The sequence below is a fragment of the Qipengyuania profundimaris genome (assembly GCF_030717945.1).
Lineage (GTDB): Bacteria > Pseudomonadota > Alphaproteobacteria > Sphingomonadales > Sphingomonadaceae > Qipengyuania > Qipengyuania profundimaris.
The window spans coordinates 1096974-1120830 of sequence record NZ_JAVAIM010000001.1; the positions used below are offsets into that span (position 1 = coordinate 1096974).

Annotated in this window: 24 protein-coding genes and 1 tRNA gene; 20 read left to right on the plus strand and 5 right to left on the minus strand. The window is 65.2% G+C overall.

Features of this window, described 5'->3' with window-relative positions:
- The first annotated feature begins 6 nt into the window (after nucleotides 1-6).
- The 11 genes from murB to Q9K02_RS05425 all read left to right on the plus strand — a co-directional run bounded on the left by murB (nucleotide 7) and on the right by Q9K02_RS05425 (nucleotide 11562).
- Complete coding sequence (gene murB / locus Q9K02_RS05375; RefSeq protein ID WP_305933456.1) at nucleotides 7-933, plus strand: UDP-N-acetylmuramate dehydrogenase; 927 nt, start codon at nucleotides 7-9, stop codon at nucleotides 931-933.
- 8 nt (nucleotides 934-941) lie between these two features.
- Complete coding sequence (locus Q9K02_RS05380; protein ID WP_305931961.1) at nucleotides 942-1937, plus strand: D-alanine--D-alanine ligase; 996 nt, start codon at nucleotides 942-944, stop codon at nucleotides 1935-1937.
- Nucleotides 1924-2832: a cell division protein FtsQ/DivIB gene (locus Q9K02_RS05385; protein ID WP_305931962.1), complete on the plus strand. Its 909-nt coding sequence runs from the start codon at nucleotides 1924-1926 to the stop codon at nucleotides 2830-2832. Before Q9K02_RS05380 ends, Q9K02_RS05385 begins: the two co-directional genes overlap by 14 nt.
- Nucleotides 2832-4118, plus strand: coding sequence for a cell division protein FtsA (gene ftsA, locus Q9K02_RS05390; RefSeq protein ID WP_305931963.1), 1287 nt, complete (start codon nucleotides 2832-2834; stop codon nucleotides 4116-4118). Before Q9K02_RS05385 ends, ftsA begins: the two co-directional genes overlap by 1 nt.
- 135 nt (nucleotides 4119-4253) lie before the next feature.
- Entirely contained in the window at nucleotides 4254-5885 is a 1632-nt protein-coding gene (ftsZ, locus tag Q9K02_RS05395; protein WP_305931964.1) for a cell division protein FtsZ, read from the plus strand.
- Nucleotides 5886-5942: 57 nt separating this feature from the next.
- Entirely contained in the window at nucleotides 5943-7634 is a 1692-nt protein-coding gene (locus Q9K02_RS05400; protein WP_305931965.1) for a tetratricopeptide repeat protein, read from the plus strand.
- A 133-nt stretch (nucleotides 7635-7767) separates the two neighbouring features.
- A complete protein-coding gene (locus Q9K02_RS05405) occupies nucleotides 7768-8271 on the plus strand; it encodes a type III secretion system chaperone family protein (RefSeq protein ID WP_305931966.1) in 504 nt (167 codons plus the stop codon).
- Nucleotides 8272-8405: 134 nt separating this feature from the next.
- Nucleotides 8406-9149, plus strand: coding sequence for a Bax inhibitor-1/YccA family protein (locus Q9K02_RS05410; RefSeq protein WP_305931967.1), 744 nt, complete (start codon nucleotides 8406-8408; stop codon nucleotides 9147-9149).
- Nucleotides 9150-9320: 171 nt separating this feature from the next.
- On the plus strand, nucleotides 9321-10229 hold the full coding sequence (locus Q9K02_RS05415) for a hypothetical protein (RefSeq protein ID WP_305931968.1): 909 nt from the start codon (nucleotides 9321-9323) through the stop codon (nucleotides 10227-10229).
- Between the two features lie 89 nt (nucleotides 10230-10318).
- A tRNA-Ala gene (locus Q9K02_RS05420) sits at nucleotides 10319-10394 on the plus strand.
- Nucleotides 10395-10443: 49 nt separating this feature from the next.
- The gene (locus tag Q9K02_RS05425; RefSeq protein ID WP_305931969.1) at nucleotides 10444-11562 is read left to right on the plus strand and encodes an NAD(P)/FAD-dependent oxidoreductase; all 1119 of its coding nucleotides are present in this window, start codon (nucleotides 10444-10446) and stop codon (nucleotides 11560-11562) included.
- On the opposite strand, the gene Q9K02_RS05430 is transcribed toward Q9K02_RS05425, so the two are convergent.
- Both Q9K02_RS05430 and queF read right to left on the minus strand, forming a co-directional pair.
- The gene (locus Q9K02_RS05430) at nucleotides 11540-12430 is read right to left on the minus strand and encodes a DUF1499 domain-containing protein (protein ID WP_305931970.1); all 891 of its coding nucleotides are present in this window, start codon (nucleotides 12428-12430) and stop codon (nucleotides 11540-11542) included. The two genes, Q9K02_RS05425 and Q9K02_RS05430, sit on opposite strands and share 23 nt — an antisense overlap.
- 2 nt (nucleotides 12431-12432) lie before the next feature.
- Entirely contained in the window at nucleotides 12433-12900 is a 468-nt protein-coding gene (gene queF / locus Q9K02_RS05435) for a preQ(1) synthase (RefSeq protein WP_422785412.1), read from the minus strand.
- Between the two features lie 109 nt (nucleotides 12901-13009).
- On the opposite strand from queF, the gene Q9K02_RS05440 reads away from it, so the two are divergent.
- The 9 genes from Q9K02_RS05440 to Q9K02_RS05480 all read left to right on the plus strand — a co-directional run bounded on the left by Q9K02_RS05440 (nucleotide 13010) and on the right by Q9K02_RS05480 (nucleotide 21237).
- Nucleotides 13010-14125: an LPXTG cell wall anchor domain-containing protein gene (locus Q9K02_RS05440; RefSeq protein ID WP_305931971.1), complete on the plus strand. Its 1116-nt coding sequence runs from the start codon at nucleotides 13010-13012 to the stop codon at nucleotides 14123-14125.
- A 51-nt stretch (nucleotides 14126-14176) separates the two neighbouring features.
- Nucleotides 14177-15013: a sulfurtransferase gene (locus Q9K02_RS05445; RefSeq protein WP_305931972.1), complete on the plus strand. Its 837-nt coding sequence runs from the start codon at nucleotides 14177-14179 to the stop codon at nucleotides 15011-15013.
- Nucleotides 15003-16211, plus strand: a complete 1209-nt coding sequence (gene metC, locus Q9K02_RS05450; protein ID WP_305931973.1) for a cystathionine beta-lyase — start codon at nucleotides 15003-15005, stop codon at nucleotides 16209-16211. Before Q9K02_RS05445 ends, metC begins: the two co-directional genes overlap by 11 nt.
- The gene (locus tag Q9K02_RS05455) at nucleotides 16208-17284 is read left to right on the plus strand and encodes a mechanosensitive ion channel family protein (RefSeq protein ID WP_422785445.1); all 1077 of its coding nucleotides are present in this window, start codon (nucleotides 16208-16210) and stop codon (nucleotides 17282-17284) included. Before metC ends, Q9K02_RS05455 begins: the two co-directional genes overlap by 4 nt.
- A 97-nt stretch (nucleotides 17285-17381) precedes the next feature.
- On the plus strand, nucleotides 17382-18140 hold the full coding sequence (cobA, locus tag Q9K02_RS05460) for a uroporphyrinogen-III C-methyltransferase (protein ID WP_305931974.1): 759 nt from the start codon (nucleotides 17382-17384) through the stop codon (nucleotides 18138-18140).
- A complete protein-coding gene (locus Q9K02_RS05465) occupies nucleotides 18137-18433 on the plus strand; it encodes a DUF2849 domain-containing protein (protein WP_305931975.1) in 297 nt (98 codons plus the stop codon). Before cobA ends, Q9K02_RS05465 begins: the two co-directional genes overlap by 4 nt.
- On the plus strand, nucleotides 18433-20067 hold the full coding sequence (locus Q9K02_RS05470) for a nitrite/sulfite reductase (RefSeq protein WP_305931976.1): 1635 nt from the start codon (nucleotides 18433-18435) through the stop codon (nucleotides 20065-20067). Before Q9K02_RS05465 ends, Q9K02_RS05470 begins: the two co-directional genes overlap by 1 nt.
- Nucleotides 20060-20485 (plus strand): DUF934 domain-containing protein, encoded by a 426-nt coding sequence (locus tag Q9K02_RS05475; protein ID WP_305931977.1) that lies wholly within the window; start codon nucleotides 20060-20062, stop codon nucleotides 20483-20485. The genes Q9K02_RS05470 and Q9K02_RS05475 overlap by 8 nt, the downstream gene beginning before the upstream one ends.
- Nucleotides 20482-21237 carry a phosphoadenylyl-sulfate reductase gene (locus Q9K02_RS05480; RefSeq protein ID WP_305931978.1) on the plus strand — a complete coding sequence of 252 codons (756 nt, stop codon included), beginning with the start codon at nucleotides 20482-20484 and terminating at the stop codon, nucleotides 21235-21237. Before Q9K02_RS05475 ends, Q9K02_RS05480 begins: the two co-directional genes overlap by 4 nt.
- A gap of 48 nt (nucleotides 21238-21285) precedes the next feature.
- Here the strand turns inward: Q9K02_RS05480 and Q9K02_RS05485 are convergent, their stop codons facing one another.
- From Q9K02_RS05485 to proB, 3 genes are all read right to left on the minus strand, one after another.
- The gene (locus tag Q9K02_RS05485; RefSeq protein ID WP_305931979.1) at nucleotides 21286-21708 is read right to left on the minus strand and encodes a hypothetical protein; all 423 of its coding nucleotides are present in this window, start codon (nucleotides 21706-21708) and stop codon (nucleotides 21286-21288) included.
- Between the two features lie 112 nt (nucleotides 21709-21820).
- Nucleotides 21821-22732, minus strand: coding sequence for an NAD-dependent epimerase/dehydratase family protein (locus Q9K02_RS05490; protein ID WP_305931980.1), 912 nt, complete (start codon nucleotides 22730-22732; stop codon nucleotides 21821-21823).
- On the minus strand, nucleotides 22729-23850 hold the full coding sequence (gene proB, locus Q9K02_RS05495) for a glutamate 5-kinase (protein ID WP_305931981.1): 1122 nt from the start codon (nucleotides 23848-23850) through the stop codon (nucleotides 22729-22731). Before proB ends, Q9K02_RS05490 begins: the two co-directional genes overlap by 4 nt.
- Nucleotides 23851-23857 lie beyond the last annotated feature (7 nt).

A 23857-nucleotide genomic window follows, 5' to 3' on the forward strand; every position in this document is an offset into this window, starting at 1 on the left:
AGCGGCATGGCGCCCGATTGCGAAGTCGATGGCGGCGTTTCCGCGCCCGTGGCGATCGACGACTTGCGCGGCAGGCTCACCCACGATGCACCGCTTGCCAAGCTGGTGTGGTTCAAGAGCGGCGGCCGTGCCGATTGGCTGTTCGAGCCGGAAGACCTCGACGATCTGCGCGTGTTCCTCGAACGGCTGGGCGGCAAGCTGCCGGTGATGGCGCTGGGCCTCGGCTCCAATCTGATCGTGCGCGATGGCGGGGTGCCGGGCGTGGTCATCAAGCTCGGCAAACCCTTCGCGAAAATCGAAACGCGTGACGATCATGTGGTCGCCTGCGGGGCGGGGGCGCATGGCATCCTCGTCGCCTCGACGGCGCGCGACGCCGGGATCGCCGGCCTCGAATTCATGCGCGGCATCCCCGGCACGGTCGGCGGCTTCGTGCGCATGAACGGCGGTGCATACGGGCGAGAGGTCAGCGACGTGCTGATCGAATGCGACGTCATCCTGCCGGGCGGCAATCTGGTGACGCTGCCCAAGGCCGACCTGCAATATACCTATCGCCACTCGGCCTTGCCGGACGGCGCGGTGGTGGTCGCAGCACGCTTCCAGGGCGAGCCCGGCGACCCGGAAGCGATCGGTGCGAAGATGGACGAGATCGCCGAAGCCCGCGAGAACTCGCAGCCGCTGCGCACCAAGACCGGCGGCTCGACTTTCAAGAATCCGCCCGGTCGCAAGGCCTGGGAACTGGTCGATGCGGCGGGGTGCCGCGGATTGCAGATGGGCGGCGCGCAGGTGAGCGAAAAGCACACCAACTTCCTGATCAACGTCGACGACGCGACAAGCGCCGATATCGAAGGCCTGGGCGAGGAAGTAAAACGCCGCGTCTACGAGCATTCGGGCGTCGAACTCGAATGGGAAATCCAGCGTGTGGGGCGGCCTTAGGAACTGACATGACCGACCTTCCCAAAGACTTGCATATCGCCGTCCTCATGGGCGGCTGGGCGAATGAGCGGCCCGTCAGCCTTATGTCGGGCGAGGGCGTCGCGAAAGCATTGGAAGAGCGCGGGCATCGTGTGACACGCATCGATATGGACCGGCAGGTTGCCGCGCGCATTGCAGAAGTAGCGCCCGATGTCGTGTTCAACGCGCTCCACGGCGTTCCGGGCGAGGATGGCACGGTGCAGGGCATGCTCGACCTGATGGGCGTGCCCTATACGCATTCGGGCCTCGCCACGTCGGTCGTCGCGATCGACAAGCAGCTGACAAAGCAGGCGCTGGTGCCGCACGGCATCCCCATGCCCGGCGGGCGGATCATCAAGAGCGCCGACCTGCACGAGCGCGATCCGCTGCCGCGCCCCTATGTGCTTAAGCCCGTCAACGAAGGCAGCAGTGTCGGCGTGGCGATCGTCACCCACGAAAGCGACTACGGCAATCCCATCGCGCGCGATGCCAAGGGGCCGTGGCAGGAATTCGCCGAATTGCTTGCCGAGCCTTACATCAAGGGCCGCGAGATGACGACGGCGGTGGTCGATTTTGAGGACGGGCCGCGCGCGCTCGCGGTAACCGAACTGAAGCCCAAGAGCGGCTTCTACGATTTCGACGCCAAATATACCGACGGCATGACCGATCACATCTGCCCGGCCGACATTCCCCGGAACATTGCAAGGCTGTGCCTCGAATATGCACTGCGCGCACACCAGGTCCTCGGCTGCCGGGGCACCAGCCGGACCGATTTCCGCTGGGACGAGGAACAGGGCGAGGATGGACTGTTCATCCTCGAAACCAACACCCAGCCCGGCATGACCCCGCTCAGCCTCGTGCCCGAGCAGGCCAAGCATGTCGGCATGGAATATGGCGAGCTGGTAGAAACCGTAATCGCCGCGGCCTTGCGCGACCATGCTGGTAGGGGCCATGCAGGTAAGGGTGGGGGCAATGGCCAGGGTTAGCCGCAAGCCCCAGGGCGTCCGCCGCTCGGCCGCTGCGCGCAGCCGCAGCCAGAAAGCTCGGGCCGCGCGCAAGCATACCAGCGGTATTCTCGACGGCATCATGGCCGCGCTGCCTTTCACCGAGGAGCAGTGGCACAAGTTCTTCCTGACTTCGATCATCGTCGTCGGGCTCGCCATTGCGTGGACGGTCGCCAGCTATGCGGGCGTGCCGGAAATGGCCCGCGACGAGCTGGCGAAGTCGGCCTCGCGCTCCGGCTTCGAGGTCAGCAAGGTCCGCGTCTCCGGTGTCGAGCGGATGAACGAACAGCTGGTCTACGAACGCGTGCTTGCCCAGCGCGACCGGCCGATGCCCCTGGTCGAGTTGGAAGATGTGCGTGACAACCTGCTCGAGCTTCCCTGGGTCGCCGATGCGCGGGTCTCGCGCCAGCTGCCCGATACGCTGAAGATCGATATCGTCGAGCGCGAGCCGCATGCCGTGCTACGCAAGCCCGACCGGCTGATGCTGGTCGACGGGCACGGGCACGAACTCGAGCCGATCGCGCGCGAGGCGGCCAAGGGCAAGCTGCTGATCGAAGGTCCCGGCGCCCAGAAGCAGGTCGAGGAACTTGGCCGCCTGCTGGACGCCGCGCCGGCGCTGAAACCGCATATCGCCGAAGCCGAATGGGTGGGTAACCGGCGCTGGAACCTCACCTTCACCAGCGGGCAGTTGCTCGCCCTGCCTGAAGGCGATGCGGGCGCGCCCGCGCTGGTCAAGTTCGCCCAGCTCGACGGCATGCACCGGCTGATCGGCGGCAAGCCCATCGCGGTGGACATGCGCGTGCCGGACCGTGTTTATCTGCGCTGTAAGGACGGCCCCTGCCCGACCCAGCTTGCGCGCAACGGGCGGGCCGAGTGATGGCCGCCCCGACGCCGCGCATAACCCGCGTCTATGGTGCCGTGAACGTCGGATCCTTCCGGGTATCGGCCATGATCATGGGCGAGGCCGAAGGCGGCGAGATGGTCGTGCTCGGCTCCAGCCACCGCGCCAGCGAGGGCATCAAGCGCGGCTATGTCACCGATATGCGCGCCGCAAGCCACTCGATCCGCACTGCGGTCGAAAAGGCCGAGGCGAATGCGAATACCTCGATCTCCAGCGTCTGGATCGGCTGCGCCGGGGCAGGGTTGTCGAGCCGCATCTCCAGCGTCGAGATCGCCATTGGTGGGCGGCGCATCGAGGAAGACGATATCGAGCATCTCCTCCATGCGGCGCGCGATCACCTGCATCCCGACGGGCGCATGGTGCTGCACGCCCAGCCCGCGCATTACATGCTCGACGGCGCGCATGGCGTCGCCAATCCCAAGGGTCTGCACGCCGAGGCGCTGGGCGTTGACGTGCATGTAACCTTCGCCGAAGGTGCACCGGTGCGGAACCTGATCGAGGCGGTGCAGGGCGCGCATCTCGAGGTCGAGGGGGTCGTCGCCAGCCCGCTCGCGACCGCCTATGCTTGCCTCTCCGCCGAAGAGCGCGACCTCGGAGTGGCGCTGGTGGAGATCGGCGCACAGGTGACCAATGTCTCCGTCCATGCAGCAGGCATGCTGCTCGGTTTGCGTTCGATTCCGGTCGGCTCGAACGACATTACCGATGCGCTCGCATCTTCGCTCGGCATCCGCCGGAGCCAGGCGGAGCGGCTGAAGTGCGTATCGGGTTCGGCGATAGCCACGCCGACCGATCACCGCGAGATGATCCCGGTCGATGGCCCGGGCGACAAGCCCGACGGGCGGCTGGCACGCGGCGCGGACGAGCAGAACCGCATTCCGCGCGCGGACCTGGTCGGCACGGTCACAGATCGCCTCGGCGTGATGAGCGGCGAGATTGCGAAGGCACTCAAGGCGCTCGGCTTCGGCGGCTCGCAGGGCGGGCAGGTCGTCCTGACGGGTGGCGGAGCCGAATTGCACGGCATCGCCGACTTCATGCAGGGCGCGCTTGGCCAGCCGGTGCGGATCGGCAAGCCGCCCGCGCTACAGGGCCTGCCCGAAGCGCATGCGACACCCGGATTTGCGACGCTTGCGGGCCTGTGCCTTTACGCTGCGGAAGACCCGGTAGACATTCGTTCGGTCGGCTCGAACTACCAATCGACCAGCCGCTATTCGGGCTTTGCTCTGGTGAACCGTGTCGTACAGGCGGTGCGCGAGTATTTCTGATGGTTGAAACCCATGCACAACAGGGCATTAGGCCTTTGTGGATAAGCTTCTTCTACGAGTCTTCGCGCGATTCGCTTTGCGCGCGTAATGTGACATAGTGATTTTTCAGAATTCCGACTTTCCGGGGGACACCCAATGAGCATCAATATCGGTCCGGCATCCAGCGACGACCTCCGCCCCAAGATCATGGTGATCGGCGTCGGCGGTGCGGGCGGCAACGCAATCGCCAATATGATGGACGCCGGCATCGAAGGCGTCGACTTCATCGTCAGCAACACCGACGCGCAGGCGCTCAGCTCCTCGCCGGCGGAAAAGCGCATCCAGCTCGGCCCGGACATCACCGGCGGTCTTGGTGCTGGCGCGCGGCCCGAAGTGGGCAAGGCTGCTGCCGAGGAAACGGTCGAGGATATCGAAGACGCGCTCGATGGCTGCAACATGGTGTTCATCGCGGCCGGCATGGGTGGCGGCACCGGGACCGGCGCTGCTCCGGTCATCGCCGAGGCAGCCCGCAAGAAGGGTGTGCTTACCGTCGGCGTGGTGACCAAGCCATTCCTGTTCGAAGGCACGCGCCGGATGCGCGCCGCCGAAGCGGGCATCGAAGAGCTGCAGAAGCACGTCGATACGTTGATCGTGATCCCGAACCAGAACCTGTTCCTGGTGGCGAAGGCGGAAACGACCTTCAAGGAAGCCTTCATGCTGGCCGACGAGGTGCTGCAGCAGGGCGTGCGCTCGATCACCGACCTCATGGTCATGCCGGGCCTCATCAATCTCGACTTTGCCGACGTCCGCTCGGTGATGCAGGAGATGGGCAAGGCCATGATGGGCACGGGCGAGGGCGAGGGCGACAATCGCGCGCTCGAGGCCGCCGAACGGGCCATCGCCAATCCGCTGCTCGACGGTGTCAGTATGACGGGTGCCAAGGGCGTGATCATCTCGATCATCGGCGGCGAGGACATGAAGCTCCTCGAAGTGGACGAAGCCGCGAACCACATTCGCGAGCTGGTCGACGAGGACGCGAACATCATCTGGGGTTCGGCCTTCAATCCCGAACTCGAAGGCAAGATCCGCGTCTCGGTCGTTGCGACCGGCATCGAAACGGATGGAACGTCGCAGGTTAGCAGCCCGCAGGCATTCTCGATGAGCGATAGCCGTGCGCCCAAGCGTCCCGTACTCGACCTGCCGACCGAGACGATCGACGACGAGGAACCGTTCGAATTGTCCGAAGGCCTGTCCGCCGAGCCGGATACCGAGTCCGGCGACGCCGACACGCTCGACCTCACGGCGGAAGCGGGCGGCGACAGCTCCTCGGTCCTCTCCGACGACCTCGGCTACGGCTCTGCGGACGACGACGAGGAAGAAGATTACGACGATGTCGACGGCATTGTGGATCCGCTCGCCGGCCTGCGCAACGAGGACGGCGAAGTTCCGCCGCCCGCAGAGGATGGCGAATTCGGCAGCGGCTGGGCGGAAGATGCCGGGCAACCCTCGCCGCTCGACCTGTCCGAGCCGATGGAAGAAGGCGGTCAGGACAGCTCCTATGGCGAAGGCGAGAGCCCGCTCGCCAGCAAGCCGGGCAAGAAGCGCCCCGTTCTGGGCGGAGACGACGGCGGCAGCGATACCGGTGCCGGCAGCACGCTCTTCGAGCGCATGGCCAACCTGTCGCGCGGCGCCAACAAGCCTGACGATGAGGACGAGGACGAGGACGACGATGGCGAGGGCGGTTCGCTGAACATTCCCCGCTTCCTCGGTCGCCAGAACAACCAGTAAGGCACGCAGCCACCCGGGCCAGCGCCTGTTCAGGCGCGCCCGGGTAAGGGCAGGATCATGGTAACACTAGCGCGGATCACGGTTGCAGCGGTCTTGGCCGCTGCAGTTGCCGTGCCGACCGCGGCCCACGCGCAGCGCGAGATCGTCCAGCCCTTGCCGCCGAAAGGGTCCGACCGGTTGAGCGACGCCTTGCGGCGGCTAGCGCGCAATGCGGCCGATGTGTCGGCCCTGCTCGACGCCGGCGAGGCGGCACTGGATGTCGGCGATATCGACGCGGCGATCGGCTTTTTTGGCCGGGCAAAGCAGCTTTCACCCACCAACAGCCGTATTAGCCTCGGCCTCGGCAAGGCCTATGCCCGCTCGCGTCGGCCGATCGAGGCGTTGCGCCTGTTTGCCGAGGCAGAACGGGCGGGCGTCACCAACGATCGCATGGCGGAAGACCGGGGCATGGCCTTCATGCTGGTCGGCGACAACCGCAGCGCGCAGGAGCTGTTCCGGCTGGCGCTGGCGCAAGGTGCCGGATCGGAAGTAAAGCGCCGCCTCGCACTCAGCCTGGCGATCTCGGGAGAGCGCGAGAGTTTCGAGCAGACGCTTCTGCCGTTGCTCGAGGCCCGCGATCTCGCGGCGTTTCGCACCCGGGCATTCGGTCTGGCGATCCTTGGCGATACGCGCGAGGCGATTGACATTTCCGATGCGATGCTGCCCGCGCAGATGGCAGGTCGGGTTCGTCCCTATCTCGAATTCATGCCTCGCTTGACGCCGGCACAGCAGGCGGCGGCAGGGACGCTCGGCGTGTTTCCGCGTGCGGCCAATATCGGCACAGACGACCCGCAAATCGCCGCCTACGTGCCGGTCGCTCCTGCGCCAGCGGCGTCGCAGACATCGGCGACGAGACCGCCCGCTGCGGCGGCGCGCCAGCCGCAACCCACTCCGCAACGACGAGTGGCAGCTCGCCAGGCCGAGAACAGGGCTCCCGCACGCCAGCGCCAGGAGCGACCGCGCCGGACGGCGACCGTCGGGCCGCGTTCGAGCGAGAATGCGGGGATTGCTCCCGACCTTTCCCCGGCGACGACGCGAGTTGCTCAACAGCAAGCTGCGCCGCAGCCGGTGGCGCAGCAAAATCCCGCTCCTGCGCAGGCCGCTCAGAGTTCCAGACCAGCAGAGGAAGCACCACGAACCGCCGCTAATCCGGCGGCGACGGCGGCGGTGCCGGAACCTGCGGATACCGCGCCTGTGGTGATCGCCCGGCAACCGGCAGCTGCGCCGATCAGCATTGAGCCGGTACCTGCGACAGCCGCTCCACTACCGCCTCCGCCACCACCGCCACCTAGCGAACCGGCACCCACGCTCGAGCAAGCTTTCGCCGGCTTTACCCTCGAGCCGACAACGTCACGTCCGGCAGCACAGGGGGCGGTCGACATCACGCGCATCGAGGCACCGCGCGAGAAGGCCGAGCCCGATCCCCCGCCGCCGCCCGCCCATCCTTCGCGGCACTGGGTGCAGGTTGCGACCGGCAAGGACGTGTCGGCACTGGGTTTCGACTGGCGCCGGATCGCTCGCAAGGCGGACGGGCTGCTCGACGGCAAGGGGCCCTTTGTGACGCCATGGGGGGAGGCCAACCGCCTTCTTTCCGGGCCCTATCCCGATGCGGCGACTGCACGTGAAATGATGAACGAGCTCAAAGGTTTGGATATCGATAGCTTTACCTTCCGCAGTGCCGAAGGCGAAGCGATCGAGCCCCTCGGCTGACCCATGGCGCGCGCCTTGTGCACAGGGTTTGCACAAGCGAAAACGGTTCTCCCCAGCAGCGACAATCGGCTGGATTGCCAAGCCCCGTGTCCTGTCGGCATCCAGCGTGCATGACGTGTGAGGGACAGGCTCGATGAGAACGGCAAGCGAAAGCTACGAAGCGGACGAGGACGCAGCTCCGCTTGATATGCTGGTGGCCCTGTTCGAGGCACGCGGATGGCCGTGCCAAAGCGCGCAGGGCGAGATGAGCGGCGAAATTCAGGGCAGCTGGACGAACTACCAGTTACGCGGGATCTGGCGGCCGGAAGACATGGTCCTGCAGGTCATCTGCCTGCCGGAGATTCGTGTGCCGGACGGCAAAAAGAAAGCCGCGCACGAGCTGGTCGCGCGGATCAACGAGCAACTCTGGCTCGGCCATTTCGACATATGGTCCAACGGCGGCGTCGTGCTTTATCGCAACGGTACGATGCTGGGTGACGACGGATTACTCAGCCTCGCACAGGCACAGGCGCTGGTCGAAATCGCGGTCGACGAGTGCGACCGCTTCTACCCGGCATTCCAGTTCGTATTGTGGGGCGACAAATCGCCCTCCGACGCGCTCAGTGCGGCCATGGTCGATGCGGCGGGCGAGGCCTGAGTATCGTCAGTTATTTTGGTTAATCGAACAAGGGTCGACGTTCGTCGGTTTCCCTTGAAATTCGGGGCCCGAATGGCGATATTGCGCGTATGAGAAGCGGCGCATGTGATCGCCGCTTATGGGAGTACTTTGAAATGGCCAATTGGAACGACAACACCGAGCAGCGGCAGGGCTTCGGCTCCGTGCCCCGCGCGGGCGATGCCGTTACCCGGCAGGAAACCTTCGACGCAGGGCTGCGCAAGCACATGCTGTCGATTTACAATTACATGGCGTCGGGTGTGCTGTGGACCGGCATCGTGGCGCTGCTGACCGCGCAGTCGGGCCTCGCTCTGACCTTTGCGAGCGGCCCGCTGATGTGGATCGTCGCGCTGTCGCCGCTGGCCATCGTCTTCGCGATGAGCTTCGGCGTGAACAAGTTCTCGCAGGGCACGCTGCAGGCGATGTTCTGGGGTTTTGCCACGCTGATGGGCCTGTCGCTCTCGACGATCTTCCTCGTCTATACCGGGGAGAGTATCGCGGCGACCTTCTTCGCCACCGCAGGCGCTTTCGCGGGCCTCAGCCTGTTCGGTTACACCACGAAAAAGGACCTGTCGGGCTTCGGTACGTTCCTGGTGATGGGTGTGATCGGCCTACTGATCGCGATGGTCATCAACATCTTCCTGCAGTCGAGCACGCTGGCACTGGCAGTAAGCTTCCTCGGTGTGCTGATCTTCGCGGGCCTCACCGCCTACGATACGCAGCGCCTGAAGCGCGAGTACCAGTATCTGCGCGGTACCGAGTTCGCCGGTAAGGCGATCATCATGGGCGCGCTGAGCCTCTATCTCGACTTCATCAACATGTTCCTGTTCCTCCTGCGGTTCATGGGCAGCCGCGAGTGATCGCGCTCCACTGATCGCACACAGGATTCGTTTGAACGTGCCCGGGGCGCAATGCGCGCGCCGGGCATTTTCTTTGTCTTTTCCAGCCGCTAAGGATTGATGCTTCATCCCCGGTCAATCCGGGGCGGGGCAAATTAACGACAGATGTACTTCCAGGAGGGTCCGCCAGCCATGAGCAGCGCCGCACAACCGATACTTCGCATTACCGCCGTGATCGGCACGATCACTGCCCTCGGCGCCTGTGCGACGCCGCCTCCTCCGCCCCCGCCACCGCCGCCACCGCCGCCGGTCGAAGCGGTGCCATACCGCCCGGTGCCGCCCAAGCAGGCAGCCTATGTCATGGACATTCCCCGCGTCGGCCCGCTGGGCGTGCGCCAGACAGTCAATACCGGCATTAGCGACGACGAGCGCGTGTGGCACTTCCGCTCCGCCTGGAACGTGGCGGCGCTCAATTGCCTCGATCCGCAATATCAGCCGATCCTGGACGGCTACAGCGATTACATCTCCACCCACGGGCGCGCGCTCAAGCGGGTCAACGACCGGATCGACGCCGAATATCGCAAGGAGGCCAGCACGCGCCGCGAGGCGATCATGGCGCGCGAGGCACAGATGACCATGGTCTACAACTATTTCGCCCTGCCGCCGGCGCGCGGCGAGTTCTGCGACACGACGCTGCAGCTTGCGAACCAGTACAATGCGATGGACACGGTCGACCCGACTGCCTTCGCCCTGACGAATTTCAGCACCTTCGAACAGCCGTTCGAAAGCTTCTTCCGCGCCTATGAACAATACGAGCGCGACTCTGCGGCATGGGATGCGCAATATGGGTCTCGCTACGGCTCGTCGCAGCCCGGCTATGTGGCTGTGCAGCAGGCGCGTGCTTCGATGGTCGCTCCGCAGCCCGGAATAAGCGATCCCGCGCTGCTGACCAATCAGGCGAATATCAACGAGACCACTGTGGTCGATCCTGATACGGGCGCGCGCATTCCTGTAGTGCCGGTCGATACGCGCAACGAGTCGACGCCCATCGTCCAGCCGGTTCCGAGCGATGCAGATGAGAGCGGCACGCCGCAGGATTGAGCAGGCCCGCCGGATTTGGTCTGGAAATAGACGGCGCGCCGGGTTAATTGGCGCGCCTTCCCGGCTCAGGCCGGGGCGTAAGCTGGAACGGGGCCGTAGCTCAGTTGGGAGAGCGCGTCGTTCGCAATGACGAGGTCAGCGGTTCGATTCCGCTCGGCTCCACCAAGCTTGCCAATCACGCGACAAGTCGTGCTCGAACCGTTAGGGCCGCGACATGATTTCGCGCGCCGATCCCGTTCTCCTGCTCGTCGGCGCGGGCCACGCGCATCTCGGGGTAATCGACGACTGGCGCAAGCACGGCCCACCACGCGCACGCACGCTGCTGGTCGAGCCGCTCGACGCGATGCTCTATTCGGGCATGGTGCCGGGTTGGATCGCGGGCGAATATCGCGCCAGTGAACTGGCTATCCCACTGACACCGCTGGTCGAAGAGGCGGGCCTGAAATGGCATCGGGCGCGCCTTGTCCGGATCGATCCGCGCAAGCGCATCGCCTACCTCGACAATGGCGAGACGCTGGCGTTCGACATCTGCTCCATCGCGACCGGAGGTGCGGGGCAGGCGAGCGACGTTCTGGGTGCGGACGAGCGCCTGCTCGACATCCGCCCGCTCGGCGGTTTCATCGGCCGCTGGCAGTCTCTTCGTGAGGCCGAGCCGCACCAGCGCCGGATCGCAGTCGTCGGCGGGGGTGCAGGCGGTGTGGAGCTGGCCTTCGGCTTTCGCAATTCGAGCCATTGGCGCGATTGCGGCGTCACTCTCGTGACCGGGGTCGGAGGTTTATTGCCCGATCACGCTACTGCTGTGCGCGAGCGCGTAGCTCGGGAACTGGAAGCACAGGGCGTCGCGGTGATGCGCGAAGATGCGGTGATCCGCGATGGCGCGCTGATGGCAGGCGACCGTTCGCTCGAGCCGCTCGACCTGATCGCAGCCGCAATCGGCAGCGGCGCGCCTGACTGGCCCACCGCCAGCGGCTTGCCGGTCGATGAGGACGGCTTCGTGCAGGTCGACGAACATCAGCGGGTCTGCGGATTCGAACATATCCTTGCCGCAGGCGATGTCGCACGAAGGACCGACAGGAGCGTGCCGCATTCGGGCGTCCATGCCGTTTACACCGGGCCGGTGCTGGCCAAAAACCTTCGGCGCCTGCTGGGCGGCAAGCCGCCGCGCCGCAGCTACAGCCCGCGTTTCATGGACTTCTACCTGCTCAACACCTGTCGCGGCGAAGCGATCGCCAGCTACCGGTGGTTCGGCCTGCAATCACGCTGGATGCGGCGGGTGAAGGACTGGCTCGACACCCGCTGGATCAGGCGATTTACGCGCCCAGCCGGTCGATGATCGCTTCGCGCAAATCCTCCAGCCGGTCGGCATTGTAGCCGAGATCGGAGACCCCGACTCGGCTGACCGAGCGCAGGTCGATCTGGCCGTCCTGCACGCGTGCGACCACATCGTCCTTGAAACCGAAGGCGAAGGTCTCCGCCACGCCTTCGACCGAGTTCATACCCGACACGCGGCGCACGTCCGTCAGGCCGATCTCGCCCATAGCGGCCACGATCGCATCGAAGGCTTCCTCGTCCGTGCGGTTGCCGATTACGATGGGATCGAGATTGTCGTAATTCTCGGCAATCAGGTCGGCGTGGTTCTTCGCCTTGAGCGCTGCGTCATCGCTGTCCGCCCACATCTCCAGCTCGCCGAGGGGAGTACCGTAATCATTGATCGGATTGGCACCCATTTCGCCGCGCAGGGTCATGGTGCGGGGCGAGAATTCGGGCGGGTCGCGCAAGTCGGTGGAGACGTCGTGGATCGGCGGAACGCTCTCCGCCTGACTGCGGATAGTGGCGAGACCCATGAACAGGATTGCCGGAATGGCGAGGCCGATGGCGGCCTTCCACCACGGGCCGCGCGGCGTTTTGAAGAAGGCGAATGCCAGCGCGACGATCGCGAAGATCGACGCGACGAGTAGCAGGATCACGCCCGCCTCGCGGATCATGAAGCCGAGGCCGGTCTGCCAGGGGATGATCCCGATCTTCGGTCCGAAAGCGGCGAGGGCGAACCACACGAGCACCGCCAGCGATAGCCACAGCGACCATTTCGGCAGGCTCTTGCGCCAGACGCGGCGCGGCTTCTGCGTCGCGGCTGTCTCGCTTGAGGTGGTGGTCGCGGTGTCGTCGTGAGTGGTCGCGTCGGTCTCGTTATGCTCGGCCATGCTCAGCCTCTCCCCCTGTAGGATGCGACGCCCTGGTCGGGCAGCCAAAGGTCGGCAGGCGGCGCGCCGCTCTGCCAGAATACATCGATCGGAATGCCGCCGCGCGGATACCAGTAGCCGCCGATCCGCAGCCACTTGGGGCGCATCTCGTCGAACAGGCGCTTGCCGATCCCCACGGTGACATCCTCGTGAAAACCGTTGTGATTGCGGAAGGAGCCGAGGAAAAGCTTCAGGCTCTTCGATTCCACGATCGTTTCGCCCGGCGCATAATCGATCACCAAATGTGCGAAATCCGGCTGGCCGGTCACCGGGCACAGTGAGGTGAACTCGGGCGCGGCGAACCGTACGAGGTAGAGCTCACCGGCGCGCGGGTTCGGCACGTAGTCGAGGTCCGCTTCTTCGGGCGAACCCGGCAGCGGGCTGTTCTCGCCGAGGAACCGGGGGCTATGTGTGTCGCTCATGCCGCGCATCTGCCGTGAAAGGCCGCCCGGCGCAAGGCGGGGCTTGGAAGCGCGCGCTTCAGTACCTATTCAGCGCGGCGCAGCGCATGTGCCTGCTTTTCACGAACGCGCCCGAAACATGCCGACTTTTCGCCTGCCCCTGACTGCCCTGATGCTGAGCCTTTCCGCGCCTGCGATGGCGCAATCGGCGCAGGATTTCTCGCTCCCGCCGGGGCCGACACCGACGGCGAGCCCGCGCGCGCAGGGCCCGGTCGATGAAGAGAGCAGCGTGGTTCCGGTCGCCCCTCGGGTGATAAATACGGCGCGCCCGACACCGAGGGCGACTGCTACTCCGACGCCGACGCCGACCCCAACCCCCACGTCGAGCGGCACAGCGACGCCGCCGCGTAGCGTGACGAGCCCGCGACCCACGCCGATGCCACGCCCGGTCGAGACGGTTCCGGTATCGCCGCGTATCCCGGCGCCGGAAGAGCCGGTGCAGGATTTCCCGCCGGTCCAGCCCACGGACGGCACGTCGCCCATTCCCGCGCCGCCCGCCGCGCAGGATGTCCAGCAGCCGTCGGACGAGGCGGAGATTGCAGGTGCTGAAGAAATCGCAGCCGAAGACACCGACTGGACGTGGCTGGCGATCCTTGCCGCTGCGCTTGCCGCGATTGGCGCCGGATTGTTTTTCTGGAAGCGCCGCCAGACAAGCGCGCCTGCTCCGCAGATCGAGCGGCCCGTCGTTGCGTCGGTGCCGAAAGCCAATGCGGCCACGGCAGCCGATGCTCTGACCGTCCGGCTGACCGCGGAAAAGCTCACGCGCAGTGCCATGTTCGCGACACTCAAATATCGCCTGACGCTGGTCAATCGCACCGATGCGGCGCTGAGCGATGTGACTGTGGGCGTCGATTTGGTGTCCGCCAGCGCGGCAAGCCCTATGGAGCAGCAGGTGGCGACCGCCGAAACCAGCCTCGAGCCGAAACACACGCTGGCCCGCATCGCGCCGCGCCAGAATGTAGCGGTCCAAGGTCAGGTCCAGCTGCCGCTGTCGACCGCGCAGGTCATCATGCAGGGCCGCCACCCTCTGCTCGTGCCGCTTATGCGCGTGCGGGTCGATGGCGCGGGCGAGGGGGCGCTGGTTAAGACCTTCGTGGTCGGCCAGGGCCAGCCCGATGGCGGCCGGGTCCAGCCCTTCCGCCTCGACGAGCCGCCGCGCAGTTATGCCCCGATCGCCCAGCGCGAACTGGCCTGACGCTGCGACCCTTGGCTCGACTTGCGCGCCGAGCCCAGCTACCCGCAGCGGATGGATCGCCTCGTTTCGACCGACTGGTTAGCCCAGCACCGCAAGGACGCGGACCTCGTCGTGCTGGATGCGACAATGCACCTGCCGGACAGCGGCCGCGATGCGCGGGCCGAATATCTTGCAGCGCACATTCCGAGCGCGCGTTTCCTCGGCCTTGCGAGCTTTATCGACGAGAGCTCCGAGGTGCCGAAAGCGCTGCCTACCGCCGATCAGTTCGCCGCGCGCATGAGCGTACTGGGTATCGAGCCCGGAAGCCGCATCGTCTTATATGACGACAGCGCGATTAAAAGCGCAGCGCGCGCGTGGTTCATCTTCGACCACTACGGCATGGAACAGATCGCGATCCTCGATGGCGGCTTGGCGAAATGGAGGGCGGAGGATCGCGCCACCTCCGAAGGTGACGAAGCATGCGACCCGGTCGACTTCCCACTTACGACGCCGCGACGGTCGGTACGGAGCAAGGCGGAAATGCTCGCCAATTGCGCCACCCGCGAGGAGCAAGTCGTCGATGCCCGCGATGCTGCGCGCTTTGCCGGTTCACTGGACAGTGGTTCGGAGGGGCACATTCCCGGTGCGGCAAACCTGCACTTCCCGCGACTGTTTCGTGAGGACGGCACGTGGAAAGGCGCGCCAGCCCTCCGCGCCGAGTTCGAAGAGGCAGGTCTAGACCTGGATCGATCGGTTGTCGCTAGCTGCAACAGCGGCATGACCGCCTGCGTCCTGCTGTTCGGCATGGGGCTTGCGGGGAAGAACGACGCCGCGCTCTACGACGGCAGCTGGATGGAGTGGGGCAGCGATCCCGCCACCCCGAAGGAAAGCGGTGCTCATGGCGAATAGTCGCAACGATGCTAAGCCTGCCACGCGACTGGTCACGGCAGGCCGCTCGGGCGAGTTTGCGGACCGGGTCGTCAACCCGCCCGTCTGGCGCGCCAGCACGCATCTATACGAAAACTGCGCAGCGCTGCGGGCCGGGCCGAAGAGCAATGCCGACGGAAAATTCTTCTACGGCCGCCGCGGCGCACCCACGCAATGGGCGCTGAGCGAGGCGCTGACCGAGCTCGAGCCGGGCGCGGCCGGAACGGTGCTCTATCCCAGCGGCGTCGCGGCGATTGTCGGCGCGCTGATGGCGGTGCTGCGCACCGGCGACGTGCTGCTGGTGACGGACAATGCCTACGATCCCACGCGCAGCACGGCGATGGGTGTTTTGAAGCAGTTCGGCGTGGAGCACCGCTTCTTCGACCCGCTCGACCTCGACGGTTTTCGCGCCGCGTTCTGCGACAAGACCCGCGCGGTCATGCTGGAAGTGCCCGGCAGCCTCACCATGGAGATTTGCGACATCCCGGCGCTTGCCGCGATCGCGCGCGAGCAGGGCGCGGTCAGCCTGATCGACAACACCTGGGCCACCTCGCTCGGCTTCCCGGCGCTGCAGCATGGCTGCGACATCGCCATCACCTCGCTGACCAAGCATGTCGGCGGCCATTCGGACCTGATGATGGGCGCTGCCAGTGCGGGCGAGCGCTGGTATCGCCGCCTGCGGATCACCGCTCAGCAGCTGGGCCATGTCGTCTCGCCCGACGATGCGGCGCTCGCGCTGCGAGGCCTCCGGACGATGAAACTGCGGTTGGATCAGGAAAGTGCCAGTGCGCTCATGATTGCCGAATGGCTCGCGGCGCGTGACGAGGTGGCCCATGTCCTGTGCCCCATGCTGCCGGGCGCGCCAGGCCATGAGCTCTGGCAGCGCGACTTCACCGGCGGCTGCGGCCTGCTGAGCTTCGTGATTGCTGGCCGCGACGATGCCGCGCGCTGCCGACTCGTCGATACGCTCGATCTGTTCGGCATCGGCTATAGCTGGGGCGGCTACGAGAGCCTCGCCCTGCCGTTCGACGTCGAACCCGTGCGCAGCTGCATGGACTGGCCGAAAGCGGGTTGGGGGCTTGAGGATCGCCACGCAGTGCGGCTATCGATCGGTCTCGAAGACCCAGCCGACCTCATCGCCGACCTAGAACGCGGCTTTGCGGCGATGAACGAAGGATAGACGTGCAAGGCACAGCCGCCCCGACAGCGACGCCCTCGCCAGAGCCTACCCCGGTCGAACAGGCGTGGAGCCTGGCCGAAGACGCGCCGGAAGAAACCTCCGTCGCCGCTGCCGAGGGCATTCGCGAAGCGGTCAGCTCGAAAAGCGAAACCGCAGGTACGATCCTCGATACGCTCGACGCATTCGCGCTGAGCTTCGGTGATTTCCGCGTGTCGGTGTTCGACATCCTGATCGTCGTCACGGTGATCTTCGGCGTCCTCGCGCTGGCGTGGTTCATCAGCAAGCTGGCCAAGCGCGGCGTGCGCCGGATCACCAGGCTCGACGATACGCAGCAATTACTGGTCGAGAAGATCGTCACCATCGTGGTCTGGGCGGCGGCGTTCTTCCTCGGGATCGACCTTCTGGGCATCGACCTTACCGCGCTGGCGGTGTTCTCCGGCGCCTTCGGCCTCGCGATCGGTTTCGGCCTGCAGAAGACCTTCGGTAACCTGATCGCCGGGATCATCCTGTTGATGGACAAGTCCATCAAGCCCGGCGACGTTATCGCCGTGGCGGATATGGCGGGCAACGAAACCTTCGGGCAGATCCGCAAGATCGGGGTGCGCGCCGTTTCCGTGACGACCCGCGACCAGCGCGAATATCTGATCCCTAACGAGAACCTGATGATCAATCAGGTCGAAAACTGGTCCTACTCCAGCAAGAACGTGCGCATGCAGGTTGCTGTCGGTGTCAGCTACGAGGCCGATATGGACCTTGCCGAAAAGCTGATGCTCGAAGCGGCCTCGCAATGCGATCGCGTGCTAAAAGCTCCGCCGCCGACGGTGTGGATGAGCGAATACGGCGATAATTCTGTCAATTTCGTGATCCACTGCTGGATCGACGATCCCGAGGAAGGGGTGGGCAACGTCCGCTCGGCCGTGTTGAAGAAGCTGTGGTGGCTGTTCAAGGAGAACGGCGTCGAAATCCCGTTCCCGCAGCGCGACATCCATTTGCGCAGCAGCGACCAGCTCGACCGCATTTTCGCGCAGTTTGCCGATCAGAAATCCAACGCCTCATCGGTTGCGAAAGAATAGATTGCCGCGCCGGAAGGTCCGATTTCAAAATCTCGCCTACCGTGCCGGACACCCATTCTGATTGGCGCGATGTCGCGATGCCCCGCATCTTGGCACCATGGCACAGACCGGAACCATTTATCTCGTCGGCGCGGGGCCGGGTGATCCCGACCTCCTGACGATCCGCGCCGCAAGGCTGATCGAACGTGCGCGCGTGATCGTGCATGATGGCCTCGTCGATCCTGCAATCCTTGCCATCGCGCGCGAGGATTCGGAATTGATCTGTGTGGCCAAGCGCCGCTCGCACCACACCATGCCGCAGAGCGACATCAGTGATTTGCTGGTGCGCCTCGCGCGCTCGGGCGAGGATGTCGTGCGCCTCAAGGGCGGCGATCCCTTCGTGTTCGGTCGCGGCGGCGAGGAAGCCGAAGTTGCTCGCGCCGCCGGTGTTCCCGTCGAGATCGTGCCCGGCATCAGCGCTGCGAATGGCGCAGCGGCTGCGGCGCAGATCCCGCTGACCCATCGCGATGCTTCCAGCATCGTCAGCTTCGTCGCGGGCCAGTGCAAAGGGCTGAAGGATCAGGACTGGGCGGGGCTCGCCGGCAAGGGCCGCACGCTGGTGATTTACATGGGCGTGAAGACCGCGCCGCAGATCGCCGAGAAGCTGATGGAAGAGGGGCTCGCTCCCGACATGCCGGTTGCGGTGATCGAGAACGGGACGCGGCCAGAGATGCGCGTATTGCGCGGATTGCTCGCCGGGCTGCCCGACTTGGTCGAGCGCGAGAGCGTCGTCAGCCCTGCGCTGATTGTTATCGGCGAGGTTACCGCCCGCGATGCCGCGACGCTGGCGAAGCAGGCACAGGAGGCTGCACGATGAGGTTGCTGACCGGAAACGATCTCAAGACCGGCGCGGTCACCTGGTGGACCGGCAGCGACTGGTCGATCCACGTTGAAGACGCCGTCGACGTCACCGGCAGCGAGGACGAGACCGCACGCCGCGAAGAAGCCGCGCGCCGCGTCAATGCGCCCTATGCCATCGATGCGGAGATGCAGGACGGCGTTCCCCGCCCGACGCATATCAAGGAGCGCGTCCGCACGCTCGGGCCCACCGTGCGCCCCGACCTGACCCTCAAACCCGCCGAGCCCGATCTCGGCAACTGGGTGATCTGATGTATAAATACGATCAATACGACCAAGCGATGGTCGATGCCCGCGTGGAGGAATTCCGCGACCAGGCTCGCCGCCGCCTCGAAGGCAAGCTGACCGAGGACCAGTTCAAGCCGCTGCGGCTGATGAACGGCCTCTACCTCCAGCTTCATGCCTATATGCTGCGCGTCGCCATCCCCTATGGCACGCTCGACAGCCGCCAGATGCACGCGCTGGCCGACATCGCGGAGAAATACGACCGCGGGTACGGCCACTTCACCACGCGCCAGAACATCCAGTACAACTGGATCAAACTGGAAGATGCTGCTGACATCCTTGCCGACCTTTCTAAGGTCGAGATGCATGCCATCCAGACCAGCGGCAATTGCATCCGCAACATCAGCTCCGACCATTTTGCAGGCGCCGCGGCCGACGAGGTCGTCGACCCGCGCCCCTATGCGGAGCTGCTCCGCCAGTGGTCGAGCTTCCATCCCGAATTCAGCTATCTGCCGCGCAAGTTCAAGATCGCGGTGATCGCCAGCGATACCGATCGTGCAGCCATGCGGTTGCACGATATCGGTATCCAGATCTTGCAGAACGACGCGGGCGAACTTGGCGCGGCCTTCTATGTCGGTGGCGGTATGGGCCGCACGCCGATGATCGCGCCCTGCATCAACGATTTCGTCCCGCTCGACCGGCTGGTGACCTATGCCGAGGCATGCCTGCGGGTCTACAATCGCTACGGCCGGCGCGACAACAAGTACAAGGCGCGGATCAAGATCCTCGTCCACGAACTGGGCGCAGAGGAATACACCCGCCAGGTCGAAGAGGAATTCGCCCATCTGCTCGAGCAGGGCGTTGAGCCGCCCTTTGCCGAGCTGGAGCGTATCCGCACCTTCTTTGAGGACCCGCTGTTCGAAGCGGACGCATCTCCTGACATCGACCGGTCTGACCCCGACTTCGCACTGTGGGTCGATCGCAATACCGTCGCGCATAAGGCGGACGGCTATGTCTCTGCCGTGATCAGCCTCAAGCCGGTCGGCGGCATTCCGGGCGACGCGACGGCCGAGCAGATGCGCCTGATGGCCGATCTCGCCAAGGACTACAGCTTCGACGAACTGCGCGTCATGCACACGCAGAACATCGTCCTGCCGCACGTCCGCAAGGCCGATCTCCACGCGTTGTGGACCGCGCTGGACGAAGCGGGGCTGGGCGCGCCCAACCTCGACACGGTTGAGGACATCATCGCCTGCCCCGGTCTCGACTATTGCAGCCTCGCCAATGCCCGCTCGATCCCGGTCGCGCAGCGGATTTCGGAGCGGTTCGCCAAGACCGGCAAGACCGAAACGCTCGGCCAGCTCAAGCTCAAGATTTCGGGCTGCATCAATGCCTGCGGGCATCACCACGCTGGCCACATCGGCATCCTTGGCGTCGATCGTAAGGGGGTGGAAAACTACCAGCTCCTGCTCGGCGGCAGCGAGGCGGAGGACGTCAGCCTCGCCAAGATCACCGGCCCGGGCTTCGACGAGCATGGTATCGTCGATGCGGTCGAGACGGTCACGACCGTTTACGAACGCGAACGCGAGGATGGCGAACGTTTCCTCGATACCTACCGCCGCATCGGCATGAACCCCTTCAAGGAGGCGCTCTATGGCTGAGCTTCTGCGCTATCGCGACGACGAGACGGTCGACCATCCCGCAGTGACGGTCGATGCCTTCCTCGACCAGTCGAATGCCAGTGCGGTGCGGATCGAGCCGGGCGACGATGCCCGCGATCTTTTGCCGCACCTCGAACGGTTGGCCTTGGTGGAGGTCAACTTCCCCGCATTCGGCGACGGGCGTGGTTATTCTTCGGCCCGCATCCTGCGCGAGGCCGGATACGACGGCGAACTGCGTGCCGTCGGAGACGTGCTGGTCGACCAGCTCGCTTACATGCGCCGCTGCGGCTTCGATGCATTCGAACCCGATCAGCAGCTCGACAAGGGCGACGTGCAGGCCGCGTTCGATCGTTGGCCGGAGGTCTATCAGCCGGCAGCAGATGATCGCACACCGATCTGGACGAAGCGCCACTCATGAATGAACTTCGCGCCATCGATCGCCTCGACACCGCTCCACGGTTCTCGGAGCACGATGCCATCCGCCTCAACCGCATGTTTCGCGGCTCGGAAACGGACGAATGGCTGCGCGCGGTGATCGAAGGCAATCTGGTTGGCGATGCGGCGATCGTGTCAAGCTTCGGCGCGGAGAGCGCGGCCCTGCTACACCTGATTTCGCAGATCGATCCGAAAGTGCCCGTGCTGTTCCTGGAGACGGGCAAGCATTTTCCTGAGACCTTGGCCTATCGCGACGAGCTGACCGAGCGCTTGGGCCTCAACCGCATCGATCTCTATCCTGACCTTGGCGACCTCGAAACGCGCGACGAAAGCGGGCTGCGGTGGTCATACGACCCCGATGGCTGCTGCGAGCTGCGCAAGGTCAAGCCGCTGGCCAAGGCGCTCGCCGATTTCGACGCCAGTTTCACCGGGCGCAAGGCATTCCAATCCTCGACGCGCGCCAACCTGCCGCGGTTCGAGCTGGACACATCGGATGCGCAGGGTCGCCTGAAGATCAATCCGCTCATCGACTGGTCGGCGGAGGACATCGCCACCTATTTCGAAACGCACGACCTGCCGCGCCACCCGCTGGTAGAGCGCGGTTTTCCCTCGATCGGCTGCTCGCCCTGCACCCGCCAGGTGGGCGAGGGTGAAGATCCGCGCGCCGGGCGCTGGGCCGGTTGGGACAAGGTCGAATGCGGCATCCACAAGCCGGGCGAGGAACCGTTCCTTTGAAGAGAAAGGGCGCGAAGCTTGGATCTCCGCGCCCATGATCGGTTTAACTTAGCTTTGTACGCGTTCGACCACAGCCGTCTCTCCGGCGGGATTGGTCGACGTCCAGACGCCGTCCTCGCCGATCTGTTCGGTGTTGCACTGCTCCCCGGCGGGGGTGTCCTCGTCGACATAGGCTTCGTCGACTGTGTAGCAGTACTGGCTCGGCGATTTCTGGTCCCACATACCGGTCTCGACGACTTCGCCATTGAGCGACTGAGTATAGGTGCCATCCGCGCGAACATCTTCGTCGTATATATTGCCGTCCGAAGACGTAATGCGATACATGCCCGGGGTGGCCTGGCCGTCAGCTGCGATACCGGACTCGTCCGCCATTGCCGCTTGTTCCACCGGTTCGTCTACGACTCCTTCTTCGGCAGCCTGCGAACAGCCTGCCAGTATCGTCGCGCTTGCGACGAGTATCAGTTTTTGCATGAAAACCTCCACAGCGACCCGTGAATGAAAGCGGATATCTCCGCTCACGACTCGCAACCCTGACGCGAGACTAAGGGTGAGAAGCGGTAAGGGCAATTAAGCCCTGGCAAGACTAGAGCCAGCCTTCCTCGCGGTACCACTGGGCAGTCAGTTTCAGGCCTTCGCGGCTTGCGATATAGGGTTGCCATACGGCTGCAGGCACTTTCAACGCGGATCGCGAAACCCAGTTTGGGTAGGTCATGTAGCCGACCCGGTCCGCTGTGAGGCGGGCCTTGTCCCCGCGCAGCATCTTGTCGGCCTTCGCGCCCAGTTCCAGCACGCTCTTGGGGAGATGGGGCGCAAAGACCCTGCGACCCACGGCCTGCCCGATGGCCTTCGCCAGTTCGTCATGGCCCCAGCCGCCCTCACGTCCGTCGTCCGGCTCGAATATCTTGCGTCTCACCAAAGCAGGCGAGGCATCGACGAGGTCGAGCAGGAGGCGAGCGAGATCGCTTACATGAATGATTGAGCTTGCGCCTCGCGGGGGCAGGGGCACGAAGCCCCATTTCGCGCTGCGGAACATCTCGAGATAGTCTATATCGCGCGGGCCGTAGACGCCCGGCGGGCGCACGATCGTCCAGTCGAGACCGCTGGCCTGCACCAGCTCCTCGGCGCGCGCCTTGGACGCGCCATAGGCGGACAGGTCCGGTTCGCGTGCGGAGAGCGAGGAGACGAAGACCAGCCGCTTGCATTTCGCCGCCTTCATTGCGGCGATGACATGGGCCGTGCCGTCGACATTGGGCGCGTCGAACGCGGCGGGATCGGACGAATTGGTGAGGCCAGCGACGTGGATCATCGCGTCGGCTCCGCGCACGAGCGTTTCGAGCGACGCAGTGTCGGCCAGGGTTCCCTCGAACCATTCGACTCCGGCGCGATGCTGTTGCGCGCGGCGGGTGAGGGCGCACATCGCGACCTCGCGCTGTGCCGCCTCATCGAGCACGGCTTGCCCGACAAAGCCGGTCGCACCGGTCAGTGCTATCGTCATGCCTGCACCATGTGGTCGCGATGAATGACGGCGGCGCGAGGGGCGTAGCCGAGCTTCGCTTCCTGCTGATCTTCGCGCAAGCCAAGAATCGCACGGCATTCGGCGGCGCTGTATTCGACGAGCCCCTGGCCGAGCCGTTCGCCCTTCGGCCCGAAGATCGCGACGAGGTCGCCTCGCGCGAATTCGCCTTCGATCTCCGCGAGGCCGGCGGCGAGAAGGCTGGCACCCTTGGCCAGCGCTTCGGCACAGCCATCATCGACGGTCAGCACCCCTGCAGGCGCGAGCCGTCCGGCCAACCATGCCTTCCGCGCGCTGGCATCGGCTTGCGGGACGAACACAGTCCCGATGCCGGTATCTCGATACCGTGTCAGCGGCGAGAGGTGGGTGCCATTGGCGATGACCAGCGAGATTCCAGCCCGCTCCGCAATGCGCGCTGCTTGCAGCTTGGCGAGCATCCCGCCCGAGCCGAGTCCCGAAGTAGAGGAGGTGTCCGCCATGGCGATGATCTCCGGCGTAACGCCCTCGACACGCTCCAGACGAACCGCGCCGTCTTCGCGCGGATCGCGGTCGTAGAGACCGTCGACATCGGACAGCAGTATCACTGCATCGGCACCCGCAGCCTGCGCCACGCGCGCGGCCAGCCGGTCGTTGTCTCCAAAGCGGATTTCCTCGGTGGCGACGCTGTCGTTCTCGTTCACTACCGGCACCGCGCCGGCTTCGATCAGACGCTGCAGCGTGGCCGAGGCGTTGAGGTAGCGCCGCCGGTCCTCCAGATCGCCGAGCGTGACGAGCATTTGCGCGGCAGTAACATCGTGGCGACCGAGGTTCTCCGCCCACAGCCGCGCAAGCTCGACCTGGCCGACACTCGCTGCCGCCTGCGCATCCGCCAGGCTTCCGCGTCCGCCCTTCGCCATGCCGAGCTTCGCCGCGCCGAGCGCAATGGCCCCCGAGGACACCACGATGATCTCGGTGCCTCCGCTGCGGAGGGCTGCGAGGTCGTGTGCCAGCGTTGCCAGCCAGTCCGCGCGAGGAGCACCGTTCTCGACCAGCAACGCCGAGCCGACCTTGACGACAAGGCGGCGGCTCGCGGTGAGATCGAGAGGGACAGCCCGTACCATGTGCCTG